22 protein-coding genes are annotated in these 19,357 nt (G+C 70.0%); 7 read left to right on the plus strand and 15 right to left on the minus strand.

Annotation, left to right across the window (positions count from 1 at the left end; genetic code table 11):
• The coding region (locus C466_RS14805; protein ID WP_152420192.1) for a DUF7846 domain-containing protein at nt 1-882 on the plus strand (882 nt) is incomplete at its 5' end.
• Between the two features lie 181 nt (nt 883-1,063).
• Complete coding sequence (locus C466_RS14810; RefSeq protein WP_004598672.1) at nt 1,064-1,345, plus strand: hypothetical protein; 282 nt, start codon at nt 1,064-1,066, stop codon at nt 1,343-1,345.
• 175 nt (nt 1,346-1,520) lie between these two features.
• Here the strand turns inward: C466_RS14810 and C466_RS14815 are convergent, their stop codons facing one another.
• From C466_RS14815 to C466_RS14825, 3 genes are all read right to left on the minus strand, one after another.
• Nucleotides 1,521-2,174 (minus strand): dolichyl-phosphate hexose transferase, encoded by a 654-nt coding sequence (locus tag C466_RS14815; RefSeq protein ID WP_239641234.1) that lies wholly within the window; start codon nt 2,172-2,174, stop codon nt 1,521-1,523.
• 212 nt (nt 2,175-2,386) lie between these two features.
• Nucleotides 2,387-4,027, minus strand: a complete 1,641-nt coding sequence (locus C466_RS14820; protein WP_004598674.1) for a GMC family oxidoreductase — start codon at nt 4,025-4,027, stop codon at nt 2,387-2,389.
• On the minus strand, nt 4,024-4,593 hold the full coding sequence (locus C466_RS14825; protein WP_004598675.1) for a gluconate 2-dehydrogenase subunit 3 family protein: 570 nt from the start codon (nt 4,591-4,593) through the stop codon (nt 4,024-4,026). Before C466_RS14825 ends, C466_RS14820 begins: the two co-directional genes overlap by 4 nt.
• A 116-nt stretch (nt 4,594-4,709) precedes the next feature.
• On the opposite strand from C466_RS14825, the gene C466_RS14830 reads away from it, so the two are divergent.
• Nucleotides 4,710-6,320: an ABC transporter permease gene (locus C466_RS14830; protein ID WP_004598676.1), complete on the plus strand. Its 1,611-nt coding sequence runs from the start codon at nt 4,710-4,712 to the stop codon at nt 6,318-6,320.
• Nucleotides 6,321-6,396: 76 nt separating this feature from the next.
• Here C466_RS14830 and C466_RS14835 read toward each other — a convergent pair whose 3' ends face one another.
• Both C466_RS14835 and C466_RS17065 read right to left on the minus strand, forming a co-directional pair.
• Nucleotides 6,397-7,455: a sulfite exporter TauE/SafE family protein gene (locus C466_RS14835; RefSeq protein ID WP_004598677.1), complete on the minus strand. Its 1,059-nt coding sequence runs from the start codon at nt 7,453-7,455 to the stop codon at nt 6,397-6,399.
• A complete protein-coding gene (locus C466_RS17065) occupies nt 7,445-7,609 on the minus strand; it encodes a DUF7512 family protein (protein WP_004598678.1) in 165 nt (54 codons plus the stop codon). The genes C466_RS14835 and C466_RS17065 overlap by 11 nt, the downstream gene beginning before the upstream one ends.
• A gap of 222 nt (nt 7,610-7,831) precedes the next feature.
• On the opposite strand from C466_RS17065, the gene C466_RS14840 reads away from it, so the two are divergent.
• Nucleotides 7,832-8,677: a universal stress protein gene (locus tag C466_RS14840; RefSeq protein ID WP_004598679.1), complete on the plus strand. Its 846-nt coding sequence runs from the start codon at nt 7,832-7,834 to the stop codon at nt 8,675-8,677.
• 555 nt (nt 8,678-9,232) lie between these two features.
• On the opposite strand, the gene C466_RS14845 is transcribed toward C466_RS14840, so the two are convergent.
• Genes C466_RS14845 through C466_RS14860 form a run of 4 tightly spaced genes read right to left on the minus strand, consistent with a single transcriptional unit; the run spans nt 9,233 to nt 12,639 of the window.
• Nucleotides 9,233-10,408, minus strand: a complete 1,176-nt coding sequence (locus C466_RS14845; RefSeq protein ID WP_004598680.1) for an inorganic phosphate transporter — start codon at nt 10,406-10,408, stop codon at nt 9,233-9,235.
• A 12-nt stretch (nt 10,409-10,420) separates the two neighbouring features.
• Nucleotides 10,421-10,879: a YeeE/YedE family protein gene (locus C466_RS14850; protein WP_004598681.1), complete on the minus strand. Its 459-nt coding sequence runs from the start codon at nt 10,877-10,879 to the stop codon at nt 10,421-10,423.
• Complete coding sequence (locus C466_RS14855) at nt 10,880-11,437, minus strand: YeeE/YedE family protein (protein ID WP_004598682.1); 558 nt, start codon at nt 11,435-11,437, stop codon at nt 10,880-10,882.
• Between the two features lie 8 nt (nt 11,438-11,445).
• On the minus strand, nt 11,446-12,639 hold the full coding sequence (locus C466_RS14860; protein ID WP_004598683.1) for an MBL fold metallo-hydrolase: 1,194 nt from the start codon (nt 12,637-12,639) through the stop codon (nt 11,446-11,448).
• Nucleotides 12,640-12,887: 248 nt separating this feature from the next.
• On the opposite strand from C466_RS14860, the gene C466_RS14865 reads away from it, so the two are divergent.
• Entirely contained in the window at nt 12,888-13,133 is a 246-nt protein-coding gene (locus C466_RS14865) for a sulfurtransferase TusA family protein (protein ID WP_004598684.1), read from the plus strand.
• Nucleotides 13,134-13,135: 2 nt separating this feature from the next.
• On the plus strand, nt 13,136-13,762 hold the full coding sequence (locus C466_RS14870) for a DsrE/DsrF/DrsH-like family protein (RefSeq protein ID WP_004598685.1): 627 nt from the start codon (nt 13,136-13,138) through the stop codon (nt 13,760-13,762).
• A gap of 204 nt (nt 13,763-13,966) precedes the next feature.
• Here the strand turns inward: C466_RS14870 and C466_RS14875 are convergent, their stop codons facing one another.
• The 6 genes from C466_RS14875 to C466_RS14900 form a co-directional block, all read right to left on the minus strand.
• Nucleotides 13,967-14,593 (minus strand): DUF1641 domain-containing protein, encoded by a 627-nt coding sequence (locus C466_RS14875; protein ID WP_004598686.1) that lies wholly within the window; start codon nt 14,591-14,593, stop codon nt 13,967-13,969.
• Nucleotides 14,594-14,595: 2 nt separating this feature from the next.
• The gene (locus tag C466_RS14880; protein WP_004598687.1) at nt 14,596-15,747 is read right to left on the minus strand and encodes an NAD(P)/FAD-dependent oxidoreductase; all 1,152 of its coding nucleotides are present in this window, start codon (nt 15,745-15,747) and stop codon (nt 14,596-14,598) included.
• Nucleotides 15,744-15,980, minus strand: coding sequence for a sulfurtransferase TusA family protein (locus C466_RS14885; protein WP_004598688.1), 237 nt, complete (start codon nt 15,978-15,980; stop codon nt 15,744-15,746). The genes C466_RS14880 and C466_RS14885 overlap by 4 nt, the downstream gene beginning before the upstream one ends.
• Before the next feature lie 122 nt (nt 15,981-16,102).
• Entirely contained in the window at nt 16,103-16,696 is a 594-nt protein-coding gene (locus C466_RS14890) for a class I SAM-dependent methyltransferase (protein WP_004598689.1), read from the minus strand.
• 221 nt (nt 16,697-16,917) lie between these two features.
• Entirely contained in the window at nt 16,918-18,201 is a 1,284-nt protein-coding gene (locus tag C466_RS14895; RefSeq protein WP_004598690.1) for a M20 family metallopeptidase, read from the minus strand.
• 105 nt (nt 18,202-18,306) lie between these two features.
• Nucleotides 18,307-18,723, minus strand: coding sequence for a helix-turn-helix domain-containing protein (locus C466_RS14900; protein ID WP_049908407.1), 417 nt, complete (start codon nt 18,721-18,723; stop codon nt 18,307-18,309).
• A gap of 162 nt (nt 18,724-18,885) precedes the next feature.
• Here C466_RS14900 and C466_RS14905 point away from each other — a divergent pair, with 162 nt between their 5' ends.
• Complete coding sequence (locus tag C466_RS14905; RefSeq protein ID WP_004598692.1) at nt 18,886-19,326, plus strand: DUF302 domain-containing protein; 441 nt, start codon at nt 18,886-18,888, stop codon at nt 19,324-19,326.
• Nucleotides 19,327-19,357: the final 31 nt, after the last annotated feature.

Below are 19,357 nucleotides of genomic sequence, written 5' to 3' on the forward strand. Positions count from 1 at the left end.
TTGCCAGCCCGCTCAGAGATGTGTATAAGAGACAGCGTCGACGCGGCCGCGGACCCGATGGAGCGGAACGCCGCCGTCGACGAGAAACACGAGATGGCGTACGCGCCGTTCGACGAGGCGACGTTCGAGGACGGACTGGTGTTCCTCCCCACGCCATACGGCGAGTGGCAGAACCACCCGTTCCAGTACCTCCGGAACGGGCCGGGGCTCGACGGCGAGGTCGTGTACGCGCTCGACCGCGACCCGGTCGAGAACTTCGCGGTGCTCGACGCGTATCCGAACCGCACCTTGTACCGGTACGGCTACCAGGGTGTCTGGACCGCAGACCCGGAGACCCGCGTCACGCCGAAGCTGGAGGCGCTGGACCGCCGGTCGGGGCCCAGGATCGACGCGGAGACGACCGTCGGCGTCCCCGACCGCGTCGCCCGCGCGCAGGTCCGCGTCGACCCGCGACGCGGCGCTCCGGGCGGTCCCGACCACGCTTCCTACACGGTGAGCGACCTCGGCGACTCGCTCGCGGTCGACTGGGCGGTGACGCCCGAGGGCGTCCGGCTGCCCGGCGCGGCGGCCGCGGGCGACGCCGACGCGGCCGAACCCGTCCCCTTCGACCCCGAGGGCGACGTGGTCGCCGTGACCGTGACGCTCGTCGACCCCGCGGGCGCGACGTTCACCTACCGGCAGGAGGTGACGGTTCGGGTGACCGAGGGCGGCGAGGCCGGAGCCGACGGCGAGCGCGTCGAGGCCGTCTGGCCGCCCGAGCGCTCGACCTGCCGGCTCGTCACGGAGTGCGGCAACGAGGGGACGTACCTTCCGGACGAGCCCGACGCCCACCCCGACTGGGTCGTCTTCGAGACGGCCGCCACAGGGACCGGCGACCGCTGAACCGCCGCTGCTCCTCTGTACGCGGCCAAACCGGCCGCTGACGGGGTGCGAGTATCGGTATCCCTGTCTCGCTCGCGATCGGTCCGGCAACGGACTCCGCCCGTCGCCTGTCACCGCCTCTTCGCGGCAAGTGACACTGGGTTAATTATAAATGGATTCCAGGTATACCGCGAGATGTGTTATGAGAAAACAAGGAAGGGTCCGCGGTGAGTACGAAGGCGTCGTTACCGCCCAACCGTTCAGGGGCGAAATACACGGAGAGGTCTCCGGGGAGTTCGACGGCATCTTCCGGGGCAACGGCGAGATTCAGACGGAGGTCGGCAATGAAGTCCTGGACGGTCAGGAGACACACCTCCGAGGGCAGGTCGAGGGAGTTCTCGAAGGTGAGTTCGAGGGAGAGTTCCGCACCGAGTTCGTCGGAGAGTTAAACGGAGAGATGGACGGGGAGATCCAACCGTTCTAACCCCCGGCCACCCCTCTACCTCGCCTCGCTGTTTTCCGAGACGCGTCTCGACCCGTCTCGTGGCCGCTCTCGGTCCGGCGCAGTTATGACCCCACTCCTGCCGAACCGTCGTGCGGTCCGTTCTTTCCCACCGTCCGGAACCGGCGACGCGCCACTGCGTCCCCGGTTCGGTCCATCAGAAGCGCCGCAGTTGCTCTTCGAGACAGACGGTGACGATCGACTTCGCGATGGCGGCGCCGCCGCCGATCGGGTCGAGCTTCGTCTCGCCGAGGCGCTCGGCGTAGCGGATCGGGCGCTCTCGCACGTCGTAACCCCGCATCAGCGGACGGATGAGGAGTTCCGCGGAGAGGCCAGTGTTCTCGGTCCAGCCGATGTCTTGGACGACGTCGCGGCGGTACGCGCGCATCCCCGTGGTGGTGTCGTGGACGCGCTCGCCCATGAGCAGGCTCGCGAGCGCCGCGAACGCGTGGTTGCCGAAGCGGTTGAACGCCGGCATCGCCTCGGCGCCGTGATAGAGCCGGTCGCCGCTCACCACGTCGGCGCCGTCGTTGACCTCTTCGAGGAACTCCGGCAGCGCCTCCATCGGGTAGGTGTCGTCGCAGTCGGTCGTGACGACGACGGGGCGGTCGGGGGTCAAGATCGCCTCGCTGACGGCGACGCCGTACCCCTGCGGCTCCTGTTCGATGACCCGCGCGCCGTGTTCGCGGGCGATCTCCGGGGTTCGGTCCGAGGAGCCGTCGACGCAGACGACCTCCGCCTTCCCGTCGGTCACCTCGTCGATGTCCTCCAGCACCGTCGCGATCGCCTCCTCCTCGTTGTACGTCCCCATCACGACGCTGAGGTCGTCGAAGGTGTACTCGCCGGTCGCGTCCGTGTCGCCCTCGACGGCCGCCTCGTCCGCCGCGGTCGTCTCGTTCGTTTCGTCGCGCTCCACCGCGGCGGCGGACCCGTTCGTCGCGTGCGCTGAGTCGCTCATTACCCGCATCTCCGTTCGCACGCACTTGAGTTTTTAGGTTTGCCTAAAATAATGGCAGTCGCCCGTCAGGAACCGCCGGCGAGCCAGCTCGCCACGTCGTCGCCGACGCGGAGCGCGAGCGCGGCGATGGTGAGCGTCGGGTTCATCGCGCCGCTCGTCGGGAAGACGGAGCTGGAGGCGATCCAGCAGTTGTCGAGGTCGTGGGTCCGGCAGTCGGCGTCGACGACGCCCGAATCGGGGTCGTCGCTCATCCGCGTCGTCCCCATGTGATGGTAGGCGGGGCCGGTGGCGTCCGGCCCGGCGACCCACTCGACGTCGGCGCCGAGCTCCTCGAGGATCGACACCTGGATCTCGTTGGCGCGTTCGATCGTGTCGAGCGCGCGGTCGCCGACGGTCCACTCGATCCGGGGGACCGGATTCCCGCGGTCGTCGGTCCGGTCGTCGGCGAGCGTCACGCGGCTCTCGGCGTCCGGGAGCTGCTCGACGAGCCCGCCCATCGCGACGTGGTCGCCGTACCCGTCGCGGAGCCGGTCGAGGAGCGCGTCGCCCCAGTCGTCGCCGGTGAGGGCCATCTCCACCGGCGAGGGGCCGGCGTAGTTGAAGAACTCCAGCTTGAACGGCGCCTGCTCGGCGTCGGCCTCGTCGTAGAACTGGTCGCAGGCGCTGGTGTAGAAGCCGACGTGGTTCTGTCTCGTCGGCTCGTCGAGCGTGCCGCCCGCGCCCGCGAACAGGTGGTCCATGAAGAACTCGCCGACGTGGCCGCTCCCGTTCGCGAGCCCGTCGGGGTAGCGGTCGGACGCGGACATGAGGAGGAGCCGCGGCGTCTCCACGCCCCCGGCGGCGACGACGAACGCGTCCGCCTCCTGCCGGTGTCGCTCCCCGTCCGGGGTCGCGTAGACGGCGGCGGTCACCCGGTCGTCGCCGTCGTGTTCGAGGCGCTCTACCGGCGCGCGGTCGATGACCGTCGCGCCCGCGGCCTCGGCGCGCTCGACGTGGACCGTCGCGTCGTACTTCGCGCCGCTCGGGCAGACGGGCTGGCAGGTGCCGTAGCCGACGCAGGGCGACCGGTCGTCGTACGGCTCGGAGTTGCGCGCGTTCGGCACGGAGTGCATGTCGATCCCCAGCTCCTCGCAGGCCTCGGCGAAAAGCGAGTCGCTGTAGGAGGGCTCGAACGCCGGCATCGGGTGGGGTTCCTCGCGCGGCGGGGCGTAGGGGTTGTCCGACGCGCCCGCGACGCCCAGCTCCTTCTCCGCCTCGGCGTAGTACGGCCGGAGGTCCGCGTAGTCGATCGGCCAGTCCGGGCCGACACCGCGGGCCGTCCCGGAGTTGAAGTCGTCCTCGTGGAGCCGCATCACCATTCCCTGCCAGTGCAGCGTCGACCCGCCGACGCCCTTCACGCGGGCGTGGTTGAGGGGGTACGAGCGGTCGCCGGCGTTCTCGTGGGCGTCGCGCGCGCCGCCGACGCCCCAGACGTCCGGCCGCCCGTAGGAGGGCCGGATCGCCCGCTCCTGTCTGGCGAGGCGGTCGGCCGGGTCGAACCGCGGCCCGGCGTCGAGGATCACCACCTCGCGGTCGCCGGCGAGCCGGTCGGCGACGAGCGCTCCCGCGGGCCCGGCACCGACGACGCAGACGTCCGCGTCGGGGACGGGAGTCCGATCGATGTCGGCCGCCGACCGCTCGTCGCCGACGCTCTCGGCGCCGCTCATCGCGGTCCCCGCCGATAGCTCTCCGCGCCCCCCGGGTGGCCCTGCGGGTTCTCGATGCCGACGAGCTCGCCGCCGGTCGGCGAGGAGTACAGCGCGAGCAGCAGCTCGTTCACGACGTAGTAGCGCACCCGCTCCGCGGTCGTTCCGCCGGGATTCTCTCCGGCCACGTCGGCGCCGAGCTCCCGGAGCAGCTCGTCCCGGTCGGCGGGCGGGAGGTCGGCGATCGGCGCGTCGTACCACGACCGCGCCGCCGACTCGGCCTCGGCGACCGCCGCGCGGATCCCCTCGCCGTGGGGCGACCCGTCGAGCCGGCCGTCGAGAAACGCCTCGACGAACGCGTCGATGCCGGAGACTGCGTCCGGGTACACGGTCCGCGCGACCGCGGTCATCGCGGTCCGGACCGCCTCGTCGCCGGGGAGCCCCTCGCCGTCCCACGCGGGGTCGACCTCCTCGCCCCCCGGTCCGCCGCTCCGCTCGTCGGCCGCCCGACGGACGCCGAGCGCGACACCGCCGGTCGCGCCGATCGCGGCCAGCGCGGCCGCCGCGTCGCGTCGCGTCAGTTCCATGGAAGAGTTTAGGTGGCCCTAAATTCATATATCCGTCGGAGCGCGCTCGCCGGGCGATCGGAACCCCTAACGCTCGGCGCGCCCTCGCGTCGACAACTCGACTTCATCCCCGCACAATGTCCCTGCGAACCCGGATCCGCGACCGGCTGACAGACGGCGACGACAGGCTCCCGATCGGGCTCACGCTGCTCTGCGCGGCGATCGCCGCCACACTCGTGTTCCCGCTCGTCTGGCTCGTCATCGAGGCGGTCGCCGTCGAGCGCGAGCGCGCCGTCGACCTCCTCTTCAGCGCCGGGACCGCCGACGTGCTCGTCAACAGCCTCCTCCTGATGGCCGGCGTCACCGGCCTCTCGATCGCGATCGGCGTGCCGCTCGCGTATCTCACCGCCCGGACCGACCTCCCGTTCCGCCGCTTCTGGTCGGTCGCGGCCGCGCTCCCGCTCGTCGTCCCGAGCTACGTCGGCGCCTTCTCGTTCGTCTCCGCGTTCGGGCCGCAGGGAGAGTTCCACGAGGTGCTCGCCCCGCTCGGCGTCGAGCGCGTCCCGGAGGTCTCCGGCCTTTCCGGGTCGATCCTCGTCATCACGCTGTACACGTACCCGTACGTCTACCTGACGACCCGGGCCGCGCTGCTGTCGTTCGACACGACCCTCCTGGAGGCCGCCCGAACGCTGAACCACGGCCGGCTCGCGGCGTTCCGCCGCGTGACTCTCCCGACGATCCGGCCCGCGATCGCCGCGGGCTCGCTGCTCGCCGCGCTGTACGCGGTCTCCGACTTCGGCACCCCGTCGATCATGCGGCTCCCCGTGTTCACCCAGCAGATCTACGTCGAGTACAACGCGTTCGGCCGGGACTACGCCGCGCTGCTCTCCCTCCAGCTGCTCGTCGTGGTGGTCCTCGTGCTCGCCCTGGAGTGGGCGGTCCGCTCGGACCGGGAGACGAGCGGCGACGACGCGGGCCGGACCGAGGACCGGGTGTCGCTCGGGCGGTGGCGGTGGCCGGCGACGCTGCTCCCCGCCGGCGTGTCCGCGTTGGCGCTCTTGGTGCCGCTGTGGATCCTCGGGCTGTGGCTGGTCAACTCGGAGGCCGGGCGTCGCCCCTCGCTCGCGTTCGAGCCGATACAGGTGCTCAACTCGGTGTCGGTCTCGGCGGCCGCCGCGGTCGTCGCCGCGCTCGCCGCCATCCCCATCGCGTACTTCGCCGCGAACCACGACTCGCCGCTCGCGGTCGTCTTCGAGCGCGCGACGTACGTCGGCTTCGCGGTGCCCGGCATCGTGCTGGCGCTCGCGCTGGTGTACTTCGGCTCCGGGTACGCGCCGTGGATCTACCAGACGCTGCCGCTACTGATCTTCGCGTACGTCGTCCGGTTCCTCCCGCAGGCGGTCGGCTCCACTCGGACGTCGATCCTCCAGGTCGACCGACGGCTCGTCGAGGCCGGGCGCACGCTCGGCGAGTCGCCGACCGGCGCGTTCCGCCGCGTCACGTTCCCGCTCACCCGGTCCGGGATCGTCGCCGGGGCCGCGCTCGTGTTCCTCACGACGATGAAGGAGCTCCCCGTCACCCTCGTCCTCCGTCCGTCCGGCTTCGACACGATCGTCACCCAGATCTGGCGCGCGCAGTCGACCGCGCTCTACCAGTACGCGGTCGTGCCGACGCTCATCTTACTCCTCATCTCCGGGCTCTCGATGGTCGTCATCCTCACGCAGGAGGGCGGCGAAGAGGGGCTGTGAGGGACGACGGCGACCGGACTCGCGATACTGTTGTAGAATAAACACAATTCCGCTCTCGCGGACCGAGCGGGACGTTTCAGTCCGCGGTGGACGTCTGCTGTTGCCGCGTCACGCGGAGCGAGGTGACCGTCGTGTAGAGGACCGCGAACGCGACGACGACCGCCGCGCCGATGACGAGCACCAGTCCGATCAGTTCGAGCGTCGGGTTGCCGAGGTACGAGCCCACTTCGCCGATGCCTACGGCGATGGAGCCGACCAGCAGCATCCCGCCGAAGTACACCTTGATCTCGTCGGAGTCGACGACGGCGGTCGCCGCGGAGCCGACCCGCGCGCCGAGGGCGCTTCCGAACAGCAGCGGCGCGACGATGCCGAGGTTCACGCCGCCGCCCTGTCCGTAGAGGTAGCTCCCGAGGCCGCCGGAGAAGACGATCTCGAAGAGGTCGGTCCCGACCGCGACGGGCACCGGGACGCCGATCGCGTAGATCATCGCGGGCATCCGGATGAACCCGCCGCCGACGCCGAGGAATCCGGACAGGACGCCGGTCGAGAAGGCGACGGCCGTGATGACCCACACGGAGACGCTGACGTCGCCGCGGAGCGTCACCATCGGCGGGATCCGGACGGTCCGTTGGATCTTCTTCGCGATCTCGGGGATCTCGTACTCGTCGAGGTCCTTGTCGGCGGCCTCGTGGTCAACGCCGCCCCCGCCGTCGCCCTTGAGGGCGTCGCGGGTGACCATCGCCCCGACGCCGCCGAGCAGGACGACGTAGGCGACGCTGATGACGCCGCCGGCGAGCCCCATCGACTCGAGGTAGTAGACGCTGGCGCGGCCGGCCTCGATGCCGATGGTCGTCCCGGTGATCATGATCACGCCGAGCTTGTAGTCGACCTGCCCGAGGTCGTGGTGTTTCAGCGTCGCGATGACTGCCGTCCCGAAGACGAACGCCATCCCGCTCCCGACCGCGACGGGCGCCGGGTAGTCCAACATGAGCAGGGCCGGCGTGACGAGGAACGACCCTCCCATGCCGAAGAACCCGAACAGGACGCCGACGACGAGGCCGAACCCGGCGAACAGGGCGAGCATCTCGGGGCTCGTCCCCAGGAAGCCGGGGCCGCTGAGGAGGCTACCGAGCACTCGCGTCACCCCCGACGATGATGTCCATTAGGTACGGCCCGACGAGCCGTTCGAGGCCCCCGTAGCCCACGTACAGCACGAACGCTTCGAGGAGGATCGCGCCGATAAGCAGGGCCGTCTCCGGGTCCCAGCTCGGGATCTCTAGTCCTGCCATCGACTCACCCTCCGACTTCCGAACGCGGAAATTCGCTTTTGGCACATTTCTGCTCACTCTCCCCTACCCGCTTCGTGCCTATAACGGTTTTGGGCTGACTGTACAATACTATATTCCGGTAACCTCGGCCGGAGTACCGATAACTTACAGCGAGGTTTTCGAGCGGGCGCATCCGCCGAACCGAGCGCAACCGTGTTGTCGCCGCTCGCCGTAGGCGTCGCCATGAGGGCCCTGTGCGCGACCGACCTGTCGGCCGCCAGCGAGGCGACGATAGCGAACGAGACCTGCCTCGACTGCTTGGGCCGTATCGGCGTTCGGGCGGTCCACCTCGTCACGGTCGTCCCGGCGAACGTCCACACCGGGACACCCGGCGTCGACTTCGAGGCGCGCCGGCGGCGCGGACTCGACAGGTACCGAGCGGTGATCGAGGCCGCGGGGTTCGACGTCGAGACCCACGTCGTCCGCGGGACGCCGCACCGCCGTCTCAACGACATCGCCGAGACCGTCCACGCGGACCTCGCGGTCGTCGGGTCGCGGGGACGGAGCCCGCTGGAGAACCGGGTCATCGGCTCGACCGCGCGCAACCTCGCGCGGACCACCGTCGTCCCGCTGCTGGTCAACCGCGTCGAGCGCGCGGCCGACGACCCCGAGGTCCGCCGCGAGCACCTCTTTCGGCGGATACTCTTCGCGACGGACTTCTCCGAGCACGCCGCGCGCGCGTTCGACGCCTTCTCGTACCTCCGTCACGCGACCGACGAGGCGACGCTCGTCCACGTCCGGTCGCCGAAAGACGCGGGGGCCGACGACGGCGTCGGCCCGGCGGAGCGGCTGGCCGAGCGAGCGCGCACGCTGGAGGAGTGGGGGATCGCAACGCGGACCGAGGTCCGCCGCGGCGACCCCGCCGAGGAGATCCTCGCCGCCGAGGCGGCGGTCACGCCGTCGACGGTCCTCGTCGGGTCGAAGGGGCGGAGCCGCATCCGGCGGCTCCTGCTGGGGAGCGTCTCCGGGGAGATCGTCGCGCGGGCGAGCGGGAACGTCTTCCTCGTCCCGCCGCCCCGAGCAACTTAAAAAAGCACCCGTCTTGATGAGCAGATCGTCACGCCGCGGTGACGCGATCGCTGCCGTGGCGGCTACGTCAGTAGCTCCTGCCGATCGTTTATAAACAGATGCCAGTGAGTCGCCTGCGAACACCGCCACAGAGCCCCAGCCGCTTGTTTATAAATAGTTACTGACGGCTCGGTGACGGACACCTCCAAAGCCCCAGTCGCTCGCTTATAAATCATCAGTGACGAATCAGCGGGGAACACCTCCAAAGCCCCAGCCGCGAGGACTCGCGCGACTCGCTGTGCGCTTCACTCGGTCGCTCACTGCGCTCGCTCCCTCGTTCCAGTGCTTGCGTCGTCGTGCTTCGTCCTCGCGGCTGCCCCTTTGAGTCCCGCCCGGCACAGCACCGCGACCGCACCTCACGCCTCCCCAGCCTCGTCGGCCGCCCTCCGCTTCGCTCCGGGCGCCCGACTCCCTCGCGCGTACTGGCTCGCGGCCGCCGGTGGCGGCCGCTCGCAGGCACGCGCCGCTGCTACCGCTTCGGGTATTATAAAGATACGCCGCCGCGGCGTGGGTCGCTTATAACGCGAGCGCCGCGACGGCGTACGCGAGCGCGAACGAGACGGCGAACGAGCCCGCCCACGCGCCCACCGTCGTCAGGATCTTCTCGGCGTCCACCGCGTCGCGGCCGCCGACGGCCGCGCCGCTCCCGATGATCGCGCTCACGACGATCTCGTTGAACGAGACCGGCACGCCGAGCAGCACGGCCAGCTGCGCGATCAAAAAGGACGGGACGAGCGCGGAGATGGAGCGGCGCGGCCCGAGCGAGGAGTAGTCCTGCGCGAGCGACTTGATCATCCGGGGCGCGCCGGTCCACGAGCCGACCAGCATCCCGAACCCGCCGCCGACGAGGACGGCGGTCGCCGACACCATCTCGACTTCGTCGAGCAGCGGGAGCAGCGGCCCGACCGCCAGCCCGACCTGACTCCCGCCCGCGGAGAAGGCGACGAGCGACCCGAGCGCCAGCAGCACGCGCCGCAGCCCGCCCGCTTCGTCGCGGCTCACGTCCCACCAGACGACGGTCGCGATCGCCAGCGCGGCGAGGCCGGTGATCGCGGCCGCCGCCGCGAGGCCGTCGACCGAGAGGGTCCGCTGCGCGAGGCCGCGGACGGTGCCCGGCGCGGCCCCCTCGCCGAGGAAGCTGAACTGGACGTTCACGAGAACGGCGCTGACGAGGCCCGCGAGCGCCGCGACGCTGTATCGCTCGGGCACCCCGGGCCGCGGGAGGACGCCGGCGATGGCGAACGCGACGCCGCCGCCGACGAACGGGGTCAGGACCCAGACGGCACCGATCTGCTGGTACTTCGCCCAGACCGGCGTCCCGCCGAGCGCGAGGCCGACGCCGATGACGGCGCCGGTCACGGTGAACGCGGTCGCGATCGGGATCCCGGTGGTGATACCGATCGCCATCAGCCCGGCGCCCAGCAAGAGCACGAGGATGACGCCGGCGACCGGCAGGCTGATCCCGCCGACGAGGCCGCTGCCGACGGCCTCCGAGACGTTGCCGCCCTGCGTCACGGCGCCGGCGAAGCCGAAGACGCCGACCAGCAGGGCCGCGCGCATCGTCCCGATGGCGTTCGCGCCGACGGCAGGGGCGAACGGGGTCGCGCCGCTCGACCCGGCGCCGATCACCCACGCCATGAACAGGCTGGCGAGCGCGGCGCCGACGAAGAGGGCGATGAGAGCGGGGTCCATGGAGGGGGCGTGTCAGTCCGCGCCCGCCGGGGCGGCGTCGCGGGCCTCGCTCCGACTCCGCCAGTACCCCTGTGCGTACGCGCCGACGAACATGCCGCCGAGCGCCCAGAGGATGGTGACGTTACCGACCCCGAGGCTGGCGTACGCCGCGCCCGGGCAGATGCCGGAGAGCCCCCAGCCGACGCCGAAGACGGCCCCGCCGATGAGGACGTTCCGATCGAACGGCTTCAGGCGCCGCTCGTAGGGGTCGCCCGTGAGGGGCGCGGCGTCTCGGATCCGGGGCAGCAGCGCGAACGCGATTCCCGAGACGATCGCGGCCCCGAACATCACGAACGGGAGGCCGAGGTCCTCGAACAGGAGGAAGTTCACCACGACCTCCGGCCGCGCCATGTGGCTGAACCCGAGCCCGAACCCGAATATCAGGCCGCCGACGAAGACCAGCGGCTTGAACAGGGGATGTCGGTCTCCCATTTAGGGACTCACCCCCAACGCCGCGACGACCTGCGCGGTCCCGATCGCCACGGTCAGGAACGTCGCGACGCCGACCAGCGACGTCTTCGACGCCGAGCCCACGCCGCAGACGCCGTGGCCGGACGTACACCCCTTGCCGATCCGGGTCCCGATACCGACCAGGATCCCGCCGAAGAACAGCCGCCACGGCTGGACGTCCGTCGTCCAGAGCGTCACGCCGGCGACCTCGTACAGCTGACCGGTCGTCCCGGGCTCGTACAGCGAGGTCGTGACCACGCCGGACTGGACCGTCGCGGCGAACGCGAGCGCGCCCAGGACGATCCCGGCCGTGAACACGAGCCGCCAGTCCCGCGAGCCGACGTACCGCTGGAACCGCGACTGGTCGGAGACGTACGACAGCGTCGACTCGAGGAACGTGCTCGCCCCGGCCGGGATACCGGTCCCGACGTAGATGACGACGGTCCCGAGCCCGACGAGCAGCCCGCCGACGGCGTACCGGCTGATCCCGTTGGGGAAGAGGTCGGCGACGGCCTGAAGCAGTACTGGGTCAGCGACCATGGGCGTCGTCAGTCACCCGCGAGCGAGTCCTGACTGGCGGCGCAGTTGTTCGGCCCGAGCTCGAGGGTGAACGCCTCCTCGTCGTCGACGGCGTTCTGCCCGAGGTTCGTCGCGATGATGTCCTCGTAGTTGGCCGGCCGCGGCGGCATGTCCGAGAGGATCAGGTCGACGAAGTCGTCCTCCTCCATGGTGAGCGCGTCCATCTCCGCGACGAGCTCGCCGATCGGCGCCGTGTAGGTGCCGTCCTCGGCCGGGACGGCCGCGTCGCTGAAGTGCGCGCCGCCGATCAGGGTGTCGTCGGGCAGCGTGAGGACGCGCTCCTGAAGCGACTCGTACAGCATGCGCGCTGCGTCGGGCGCGCCCTCGTCGCCTTCCTCGAGGTCCGGACGGGCGACGCTCTCGATGAACAGCCCGTCGCCGGTCGCGAGGAGGCTCTCGTCGACGAGGTAGGAGGTCATCCCGGTCGTGTGGCCGGGCGTGTGGACGGTCTCGATGGTGGCGTCGCCGACTTCGAAGGTGTCGCCGTCCTCGGCCGTAGTCAGCTCGTCGGCGTAGGTGACGCCGCGGTCGACGGCGGCCTCGGGGATGACGCCCTCCACGCCCTCGGCGTCGAGGTCGCGCACGCCCGAGATGTGGTCGGCGTGGATGTGCGTGTCGATGGCGTACGTCAGGTCGACGCCGAGCTCGTCGGCGTCGTCGAGGTAGCGGTCGGTGAAGGCCCGGAGCGGGTCGATGATCGCGGCCTCGTCGTCGTCGTAGAGGAGGTAGCCGAGACAGCCCGAGGAGGGGCGCTGGTACTGGAGGAGCGTGCCGGCGCCGTCGTAGCGGTCGACCTCGACGGCCTCGTAGATGCTCGCCCAGCCGTTCATCCCGTCCTCGAGGTGGTCGACGTCGTAGCCGCGCTCCGCGAGCGTGCCCGCGACGTACTCGCTGGCGCCGCCCTTCGCGCAGAGGACTGTCACCTCGCGGTCGTCGGGAATCCGATCGAGGACGTCGTCGTCGACCTCGTCCTCGAGGAACTCGAAGTACGGGACGTTGATCGACGTGACGTTCTCGCCGTCGATGCGCCACTCGTCGTAGTCGGACCCCATACGCGTGTCGAGGATCGTGACGTCCTCGCCCGCGTCGATTCGGTCTTTGAGCGATTCCGGGTCGACGGAGTCGACGTCGACGTCCGGAGTCGGGAAGTCGTCGGCATTCATGTTTCGCACTCGGTTGTACCGGGTCGACGCACAAAAGCATTTTCATAGTATTTCCTTTTTTGGACAATACTACTGTCGGCGATATTCGCTCACGAGCCCCCGCTCGACCGAGTATGAGGGTTATAGAACAGCTTAACCGGTTTCGTCTTATACAGTAGTCGGCACTCTCCACAAGAACCGACAATCTTTTACTCGGTCGGGGGGTATTGTGCGATAGCTCCAATACAGACAACCGGAGCAGATATCCAATGAGTGCTGAATTCGACATCGCGGAGACGCTCGACGTGAAAGGCGCATCGTGCCCCATGCCGGTGGTAAAGACGAAGTCTGCCATCGACGGCCTCGCCGCGGGCGAGGTCCTCGAAGTGCTGGCGACGGACCCCGGAAGCATGAGCGACATCGACGGCTGGGCCGACGGCACCGAGGGTGTCGAGCTCGTCGACCAGACCGAGGGCGACGACGTGTACACACACTACGTCCGCAAGACCGAGTAACGATGGGCACGGACACATCCGACGCGTCGGCCGGGGAGGCGCAGACCGAGGACGTGCCGGCCGACGAGGCGTCGGCCGAGGATATGCCGGCCGACGAGGCGCCCTCGCGCGCCGAGCTGGCCGCGCGCGTCGACGAGCTCGAGGACGCCCTCGCCGAGGCCGACGACGGGGGGAAGAAGATGAGCATCATCGCCACGAAGGGGACGCTCGACATGGCGTACCCGCCGCTCATCCTCGCCAGCACCGCGGCCGCGTTCGGCTACGAGGTGACCGTCTTCCACACGTTCTGGGGGCTCGAGATCCTCCACGAGGAGCGCTCGAAGGACCTCAAGCTCAGCTCCGTCGGCAACCCCAACATGCCCGTCCCGAACGCGGTCGCCGCGCTCCCCGGCATGGACCGCGTGACGACGAAGATGATGGAGAAGAAGATCGCGGACAACGACACCGCCACGATCGAGGAGCTCCTCGAAACGAGCCTCGACATGGGCGTCGAGTTCCAGGCCTGTCAGATGACAATCGACCTGATGGGCTACGACGAGGACGACTTCTACGACGGCGTCACCACGGGCGTCGGCGCCGCGACCGCCCTCCAAGACATGGCCGAGGCGGACATCCAGCTCCTCGTCTGACCGCCGAGGAAACGGACCCGTGGGTCGGAATCTCGACCGGCGGGCCCCGACACGGCGGGCGTCGCGCTTCTCGACACGGCGGACGTCGCGCCGGTCGGGACGGCAGACGTCGCTCCGGCTGTCGTCGATACTTTATCAGGTACAAGGGACGGCGATAGCGACCCGTTCGATCGACCGGCGGAGCGGCGCGAACCGCCGCGGGCGCTACTCGGACTCTGCGGCGGTGCGTTCGCGGCCGATCGCGCTCGCCACCGCCAGCAGGTAGCCCAGCCCGTACTGGACCTCCGGGTCGCGCACGCCGCGGAGCAGCCCGACCGCGCCGACCCGCTCGGGCGGTTCGCGCTCCGCCTCGCCGACGCCCTTCAGCAGGGTCTCGACGCCGTCGCGCGTGTCGTCGTCGGCCGCGGTCTGTGCCACCTCGCCGAGCGCGGCGCCCGTCCCGGCCAGCGACGCGACCATCTCGTCGTCGAGGGCCGCGGTCGCCAGCGACCCGACCTCGGCGATCTCGGCCAGCTCGTCGAGGGTGCCGCTCCGCTGGAGCGTGACCAGCGTGTCGAGCGCCGCCCGCAGCTCGTCGCCGTTCTCGCCGACCGCCGCGGCCAGCGCCACGGTCTCGTCGGTCGCGAGGCCGTCGGCGGACTCCGCGAGCGTCGACCCGGTGGCCGAGAGCTCGCGGACCATCTCGTCGGAGAGCGCGCCCTCGCCCAGGGAGAGCACGTCCAGCAGCTCGTTGACCGCGTCGAGCCGCTCCACGAACGCGGCGACCGCCTCCGGGTTCTCCGCGATCGCCGCCTCGAGGTCGGTCGGTTCGGAGGCTTCCGTCTCGGACATGGTCAGAGCAGCCCCCGCGCGGTGAGCCAGTAGGACTCGTTGTACGCCAGCTTCGACCAGTGGAGCTTCTCCGAGGGCGGCGCGGGCGACGGCGGGTTCTCGTAGTCGAACTCGACGAACGAGGCCGAATCCATCCCGGTCTCGATGAAGCACAGGGTCTTGCCGTCGTACGTCGCCGTCGCCGGCCGACCTCGGATCTCGCTCGCGAGGCGCTGCCCGACGACGCCGGCCTGGTAGTGGGCGACGCTGCCCGCGTTCGGGACGCCGGTGTCGGCGGTGTCCCCGAGCGCGTACACGTTCTCCGCGGCCTCGGCCTCGGCCTCCAGCGTGTGCTTGTCGACGTCGACCCAGCCGCCGTCGCCGAGCCCGGCCTCCTCGATCAGGTCGACGCCGCCGTGGGGCGGGATCGACACGAGGAGGTCGTAGTCGAGTTCGGTCCCCTCCATCGACGTGATCGTCTCCGCGTCGGGGTCGACCGACTCCGCGTTGAAGAACGTCTCCACGTTGATGTTGCGCTCCTCCATGATGGGACGGGCCCACTCGGCGATGTGGGGATTCCCGTGGACGCGCTGGATCGGGTACGTGTAGGTGACCTCGACGTCCTCGCGCAGGCCGCGCTCGCGGAACCAGTCGTCGACCATGAAGACGAACTCCAGCGGCGCCGCCGGACACATGTGCGGCGTCCCGATGACGCTCAACACGATCTCGCCCTCGGTGAATTCCAGCAGCTCCTCGCGCAGGGCGGTCGCGCCGGACTCGCTGTAGTAGTCGTGTCCGCCCTCGACGAGCCCGGGGATCTGCTCGGGCTCCAGCGTCGACCCGGTCGCCAACACGAGGTGGTCGTACTCCATCGGCGCTCCGCCGCCGTCGAACCGGAGCCGCCGGGAGTCGGTGTCGATCTCGGACACGCGGTCGATCCGGAGGTCGACCGCGTCGTCGACGAGCTCGTCGAGCGCGCGGCGCCCGTCCGCCGGCTCCCGCTGGCCGAACGGCACGTACAGCCAGACCGGCTTGTACACGTGGTCGGGGCCGTCGTTGATCAGGGTGACCTCGACGTCGCCCGCGTCGAGCTCGGGTTCGAGCCGGTCGGCGAGGTCGTTGGCGAGCACCGACCCGCCGGTCCCGCCGCCCACGATGACGATGCGCTCGGTCATGCTTTCTCCACGTAGAACGCGTTGTGGTCGTCGAGCTCCTCGACGGCGAGCAGCTCGTTGCCGGCCTCCTCGGCCCACTCGGGGACGTCGGTGAGCGACCCCTCGCTGTCGCTCAGGAGTCGGACGACGTCCCCGGACTCGGCGCCTCGGATCGCTCCGATGAGGTCCATCAGGGGGCCGGGGCACGCCGCGCCTCTGGCGTCGACGGTGTTGTCGGGTTCGATCTCGGTCATGGCAGTCTCACACGCGACAGTTGCGGGGGCGGCCTATTAGTCTTGTGCGAGAATTCCACTATTCTAAAATCCGACCGCTGCGAGCGCGTCGGTCGCGACCGCGACGCGAGCGCGCCGGTGCGCTACCGGCGGAACACAAGCGCGTAGTGGTACGGCGGCAGATCGATCCGCCGGTCGAGTTCGAACGCCGCGGCCCGACTGACGGCGCCCTCCGTTTCCTCGGGGGGCATCCGCAGCTCCGTCGGCGGGCCCCGGGGCTCGCCCCCGACGGTCGTCGCCTCGCGCGGGCGGTCGTGCCAGTTGACGACGATCAGGCTGCCGCCGGGCGCGATCGCGTCGAACGCCTCCGCGACGAACGCGGCGCGGTCGTCGACGCCGTGGAAGGTGTTCGCCACGACGAGCGCGTCGACCGGGTCCGGGAGGAGTTCGGTCAGATCTCGGGCGTCGCCGTGGACCGAAACGACGTTTTCGACCGCCTGTCGCTCGGCGAGCGAGCCCAGCTCGTCGAGCAGTGCCTCGTCCAAGTCGACCGCGTACACGGGCGCGGGCTCGACGATCCGAGCGGCGGGGAGCGCGAAGTAGCCGCTCCCGCAGCCGACCTCGGCGACCGACTGCCCGGCCTCGATACCGAGGTCTCGGAGTGTCGCGCCCGGAGTCGGCCAGAGCTTCCCCCACCAGTCCCAGTCGGGCTGGCCGGTGTTCTGAAACCGCTCCATCGTCAGCGGCCACCCGACACGCCGACTCGCGGGGGTCGGTGCGGAACGGCGACTCGGTCGATTCCGCCGACTACGGAACCGCGCTCGTCGCTCCCGCGAGGCCGTTCGTGCGCCGAGTTAGTATTGTTTTTCATGCCCATAAATAACCAATTTTACTATCTAAGCCTTTCTGACCCGCTCCGGGCCGGCGGTGAGCGAGTCCTCCCGCCCGTCGCGGTCCGCTACCGGTCCGTTTCCGCCCGCCACGCCGACGGAAGTCGAGCGTAGACGACCGCGTTGTCGACGAGCGCGTCGACCGGGACGTACTCGTCCGGGGCGTGGAGCGTGTCGGTCCCGAGCGCGAACTCGACGGTCGAGATCCCGGCGTTCCGGAGCTTCTTAGCGTCGCCGCCGCCCGTGGCGCTCCGCCTGAAGATGCGGTCTCCCGTCACGGCCGTCGCCGTCGACGCGACGGCCTCGACGAGCGGGCCGTCCGGGTCCTCCGCGGTGCCGACGCTCCACGAGACGTCGGCGATCGCGACTCCCTCGCAGTCGGCGACGCACTCGCGGATCCGCGCGAGCACGTCGGGCGTGTGGACGCCCGCGGTCAGCCGCACGTCGACCTCGGCGCGCGCGGACCCCGGGACGGCGTTTATCGCGTCGCCCCCTTCGAAGACGCCGAGGTTGATCGACGGGTATCGGAACAGGTCCCGCGCGGTGCTCTCGCCCATCGACGGGGCGTAGTACTCGATCGACTCCTCGACGATCGGCTCCATCTCGGCGTCGACGTCGAGCCGCTCGGAACCGAAGCGTCGGCGCATCGTCTCGATGGCGTCGTAGAGCCGGTCGACGGCGTTGACGCCGAGCGTCGGTCGAGAGCCGTGGGCGCTCTCGCCGCTCGCCTCGAGCGTCAGCCAGATGCTGCCCCGGTCCGCGACCGTGACGGAGTGGCGTCCCTCCTCGCAGGTCGGCTCGCCGATCACGCACGCGTCCGCGTCGAGCGTATCCGCGTCGAGCAGCGCCGGGAGGCCCGCGTCGCCGCCCACCTCCTCGTCGCTCACGAAGGCGAACAGGAGGTCGACGGGCGGCTCCGTCTCGGTCGCGGCGACGGCCCGGATCGCGAACAGCAATGACGCCACGGCGCCCTTCATGTCGGTCGCGCCCCGGCCGTAGACGCGGTCGGCGGCGCGTTCGCCGAGCGGGTCGCGCGTCCACGCGTCGGCGTCGAACGGCACGGTGTCGAGGTGTCCGTTGTACAGCAGCGTGCGGTCTGACGCGCCGGGGACCCGCACGAGCAGGTTCGGCTTCGTCGGGTCGACGGCGAACCGCTCGACCGCGACCGGAAGCGGATCGAGGAACCGCTCGATCTCGGCGACGATCTCCCGCGTGTCGCCGGGCGGATTCGACGTGTCGACCGCGAGCAGATCGAGGGTCAGCGAGACCAGCTCCTCGCGGTTGGCCCGCACGTATTCGGCGGGAGCGTCGTCGGTCGCGGGCGGTCGAGACGCTCCCGTGTCTTCGGCCATACCCGTCCGTTCGATCCCCAGCGATTTATTTATTTGTACGCTTCTCACAATATCGCGGCGGGTTGCGTGGGTACCGCCGCGCCGAGCGGTGCGGTCGCCCGCGCGTCAGGTCCCGGGCCGAATCGGACGGTCCTCGCGTTCGTCCGTCTCTCGGCCGTACCGGTACTCGAACTCCTGAACGAGCTGACCGACGGTCGCGTACCAGCTGTTGAGCAGCCGTTGCATCTCGCGGGCGACCTCCTCGGGCGCTCGCAACCGGTACACGTAGTAGTACCCGCCCTGATCGTAGTTGACTTGCCGTTGGACGACGACGCCGGCCTCGACGAGCCGGGAGATAGACCGGTACGCCGTCGACCGCTCGCAGTCCAGCCGGTCCGCCACGTCGTCGACGGTGAGCCCCTCGTTCTCTCCGTGGAGCGCCTGAAACACCGCCTGATCCCGCTCGTTGAGCCCGTGAACGCACTCTAAGAGCTCGAGGCACTCCATGTCGCGTTCGAGATCGTCACGCACTGACGCGGTCATCGTACCGGACAATAGGGCGGCAGAATGGGTTAAAGTTGTTCCCGAAACGCACAATACTATCGGGGCGCCGGTCGCTCCGATGAGGTTCAACAGGTTGGTTCTCGGCTCTCTCCGCGTGCTATCCGAAGAGCCTTTGTTACGTAGGTCCAAGACAGTACACGAATGACGCTCCCAATCGACCCGAGTCAGATCGACCCGGACGACATCGGCGAACAGCAGACCACCCTCGAGATGGGTCACGAGGAGGCGATCGAACACGTCCGCGAGGTGTTCACCGATGCCGGCTTCGGCGTCCCCGTCGAGTTCTCCCCGTCGGAGATGCTCAACGAGAAGGCCGACGCGGGCCGCGACCCCTACTACGTGCTGGGCGCGTGCAACCCCGAGGTGGCCGACCGCGCGCTCGACGCGACCGACAACACGCTCGGCGCGCTGATGCCGTGTAACGTCGTGGTCTGGGAGGAGGAGCCCGGCGTCCAGCGCGTCTACCACGTCTCCATCATGCGCATCGCCCGGCTCGCGGGCATGGCGCCCGACGACGACGTGATGGCGGACATCGTCGCCGACACCGGCGAGATGGTCGACGAGGCGTTCGAGAGCCTGTAGTCGCGTCCGCTCCGTTCCCGCCCCGCCGCCC

It is taken from the genome of Halorubrum distributum JCM 10118 (genome assembly GCF_000337335.1).
In the GTDB taxonomy this organism is placed as follows: domain Archaea; phylum Halobacteriota; class Halobacteria; order Halobacteriales; family Haloferacaceae; genus Halorubrum; species Halorubrum distributum.

Excerpts from the sequence above, each read along its gene's own strand:
- C466_RS14870 (WP_004598685.1), top strand. The coding sequence starts at position 13,136 with ATGGGCACGGACACATCCGACGCGTCGGCCGGGGAGGCGCAGACCGAG.
- C466_RS17065 (WP_004598678.1), bottom strand. The coding sequence starts at position 7,609 with ATGGCAGGACTAGAGATCCCGAGCTGGGACCCGGAGACGGCCCTGCTT.
- C466_RS14880 (WP_004598687.1), bottom strand. The coding sequence starts at position 15,747 with ATGACCGAGCGCATCGTCATCGTGGGCGGCGGGACCGGCGGGTCGGTG.
- C466_RS14810 (WP_004598672.1), top strand. The coding sequence starts at position 1,064 with ATGAGAAAACAAGGAAGGGTCCGCGGTGAGTACGAAGGCGTCGTTACC.
- C466_RS14885 (WP_004598688.1), bottom strand. The coding sequence starts at position 15,980 with ATGACCGAGATCGAACCCGACAACACCGTCGACGCCAGAGGCGCGGCG.
- C466_RS14850 (WP_004598681.1), bottom strand. The coding sequence starts at position 10,879 with ATGGGAGACCGACATCCCCTGTTCAAGCCGCTGGTCTTCGTCGGCGGC.
- C466_RS14875 (WP_004598686.1), bottom strand. The coding sequence starts at position 14,593 with ATGTCCGAGACGGAAGCCTCCGAACCGACCGACCTCGAGGCGGCGATC.
- C466_RS14895 (WP_004598690.1), bottom strand. The coding sequence starts at position 18,201 with ATGGCCGAAGACACGGGAGCGTCTCGACCGCCCGCGACCGACGACGCT.
- C466_RS14890 (WP_004598689.1), bottom strand. The coding sequence starts at position 16,696 with ATGGAGCGGTTTCAGAACACCGGCCAGCCCGACTGGGACTGGTGGGGG.
- C466_RS14825 (WP_004598675.1), bottom strand. The coding sequence starts at position 4,593 with ATGGAACTGACGCGACGCGACGCGGCGGCCGCGCTGGCCGCGATCGGC.
- C466_RS14845 (WP_004598680.1), bottom strand. The coding sequence starts at position 10,408 with ATGGACCCCGCTCTCATCGCCCTCTTCGTCGGCGCCGCGCTCGCCAGC.
- C466_RS14840 (WP_004598679.1), top strand. The coding sequence starts at position 7,832 with ATGAGGGCCCTGTGCGCGACCGACCTGTCGGCCGCCAGCGAGGCGACG.
- C466_RS14860 (WP_004598683.1), bottom strand. The coding sequence starts at position 12,639 with ATGAATGCCGACGACTTCCCGACTCCGGACGTCGACGTCGACTCCGTC.
- C466_RS14865 (WP_004598684.1), top strand. The coding sequence starts at position 12,888 with ATGAGTGCTGAATTCGACATCGCGGAGACGCTCGACGTGAAAGGCGCA.
- C466_RS14815 (WP_239641234.1), bottom strand. The coding sequence starts at position 2,174 with ATGGGGACGTACAACGAGGAGGAGGCGATCGCGACGGTGCTGGAGGAC.
- C466_RS14820 (WP_004598674.1), bottom strand. The coding sequence starts at position 4,027 with ATGAGCGGCGCCGAGAGCGTCGGCGACGAGCGGTCGGCGGCCGACATC.
- C466_RS14900 (WP_049908407.1), bottom strand. The coding sequence starts at position 18,723 with ATGACCGCGTCAGTGCGTGACGATCTCGAACGCGACATGGAGTGCCTC.
- C466_RS14830 (WP_004598676.1), top strand. The coding sequence starts at position 4,710 with ATGTCCCTGCGAACCCGGATCCGCGACCGGCTGACAGACGGCGACGAC.
- C466_RS14855 (WP_004598682.1), bottom strand. The coding sequence starts at position 11,437 with ATGGTCGCTGACCCAGTACTGCTTCAGGCCGTCGCCGACCTCTTCCCC.
- C466_RS14905 (WP_004598692.1), top strand. The coding sequence starts at position 18,886 with ATGACGCTCCCAATCGACCCGAGTCAGATCGACCCGGACGACATCGGC.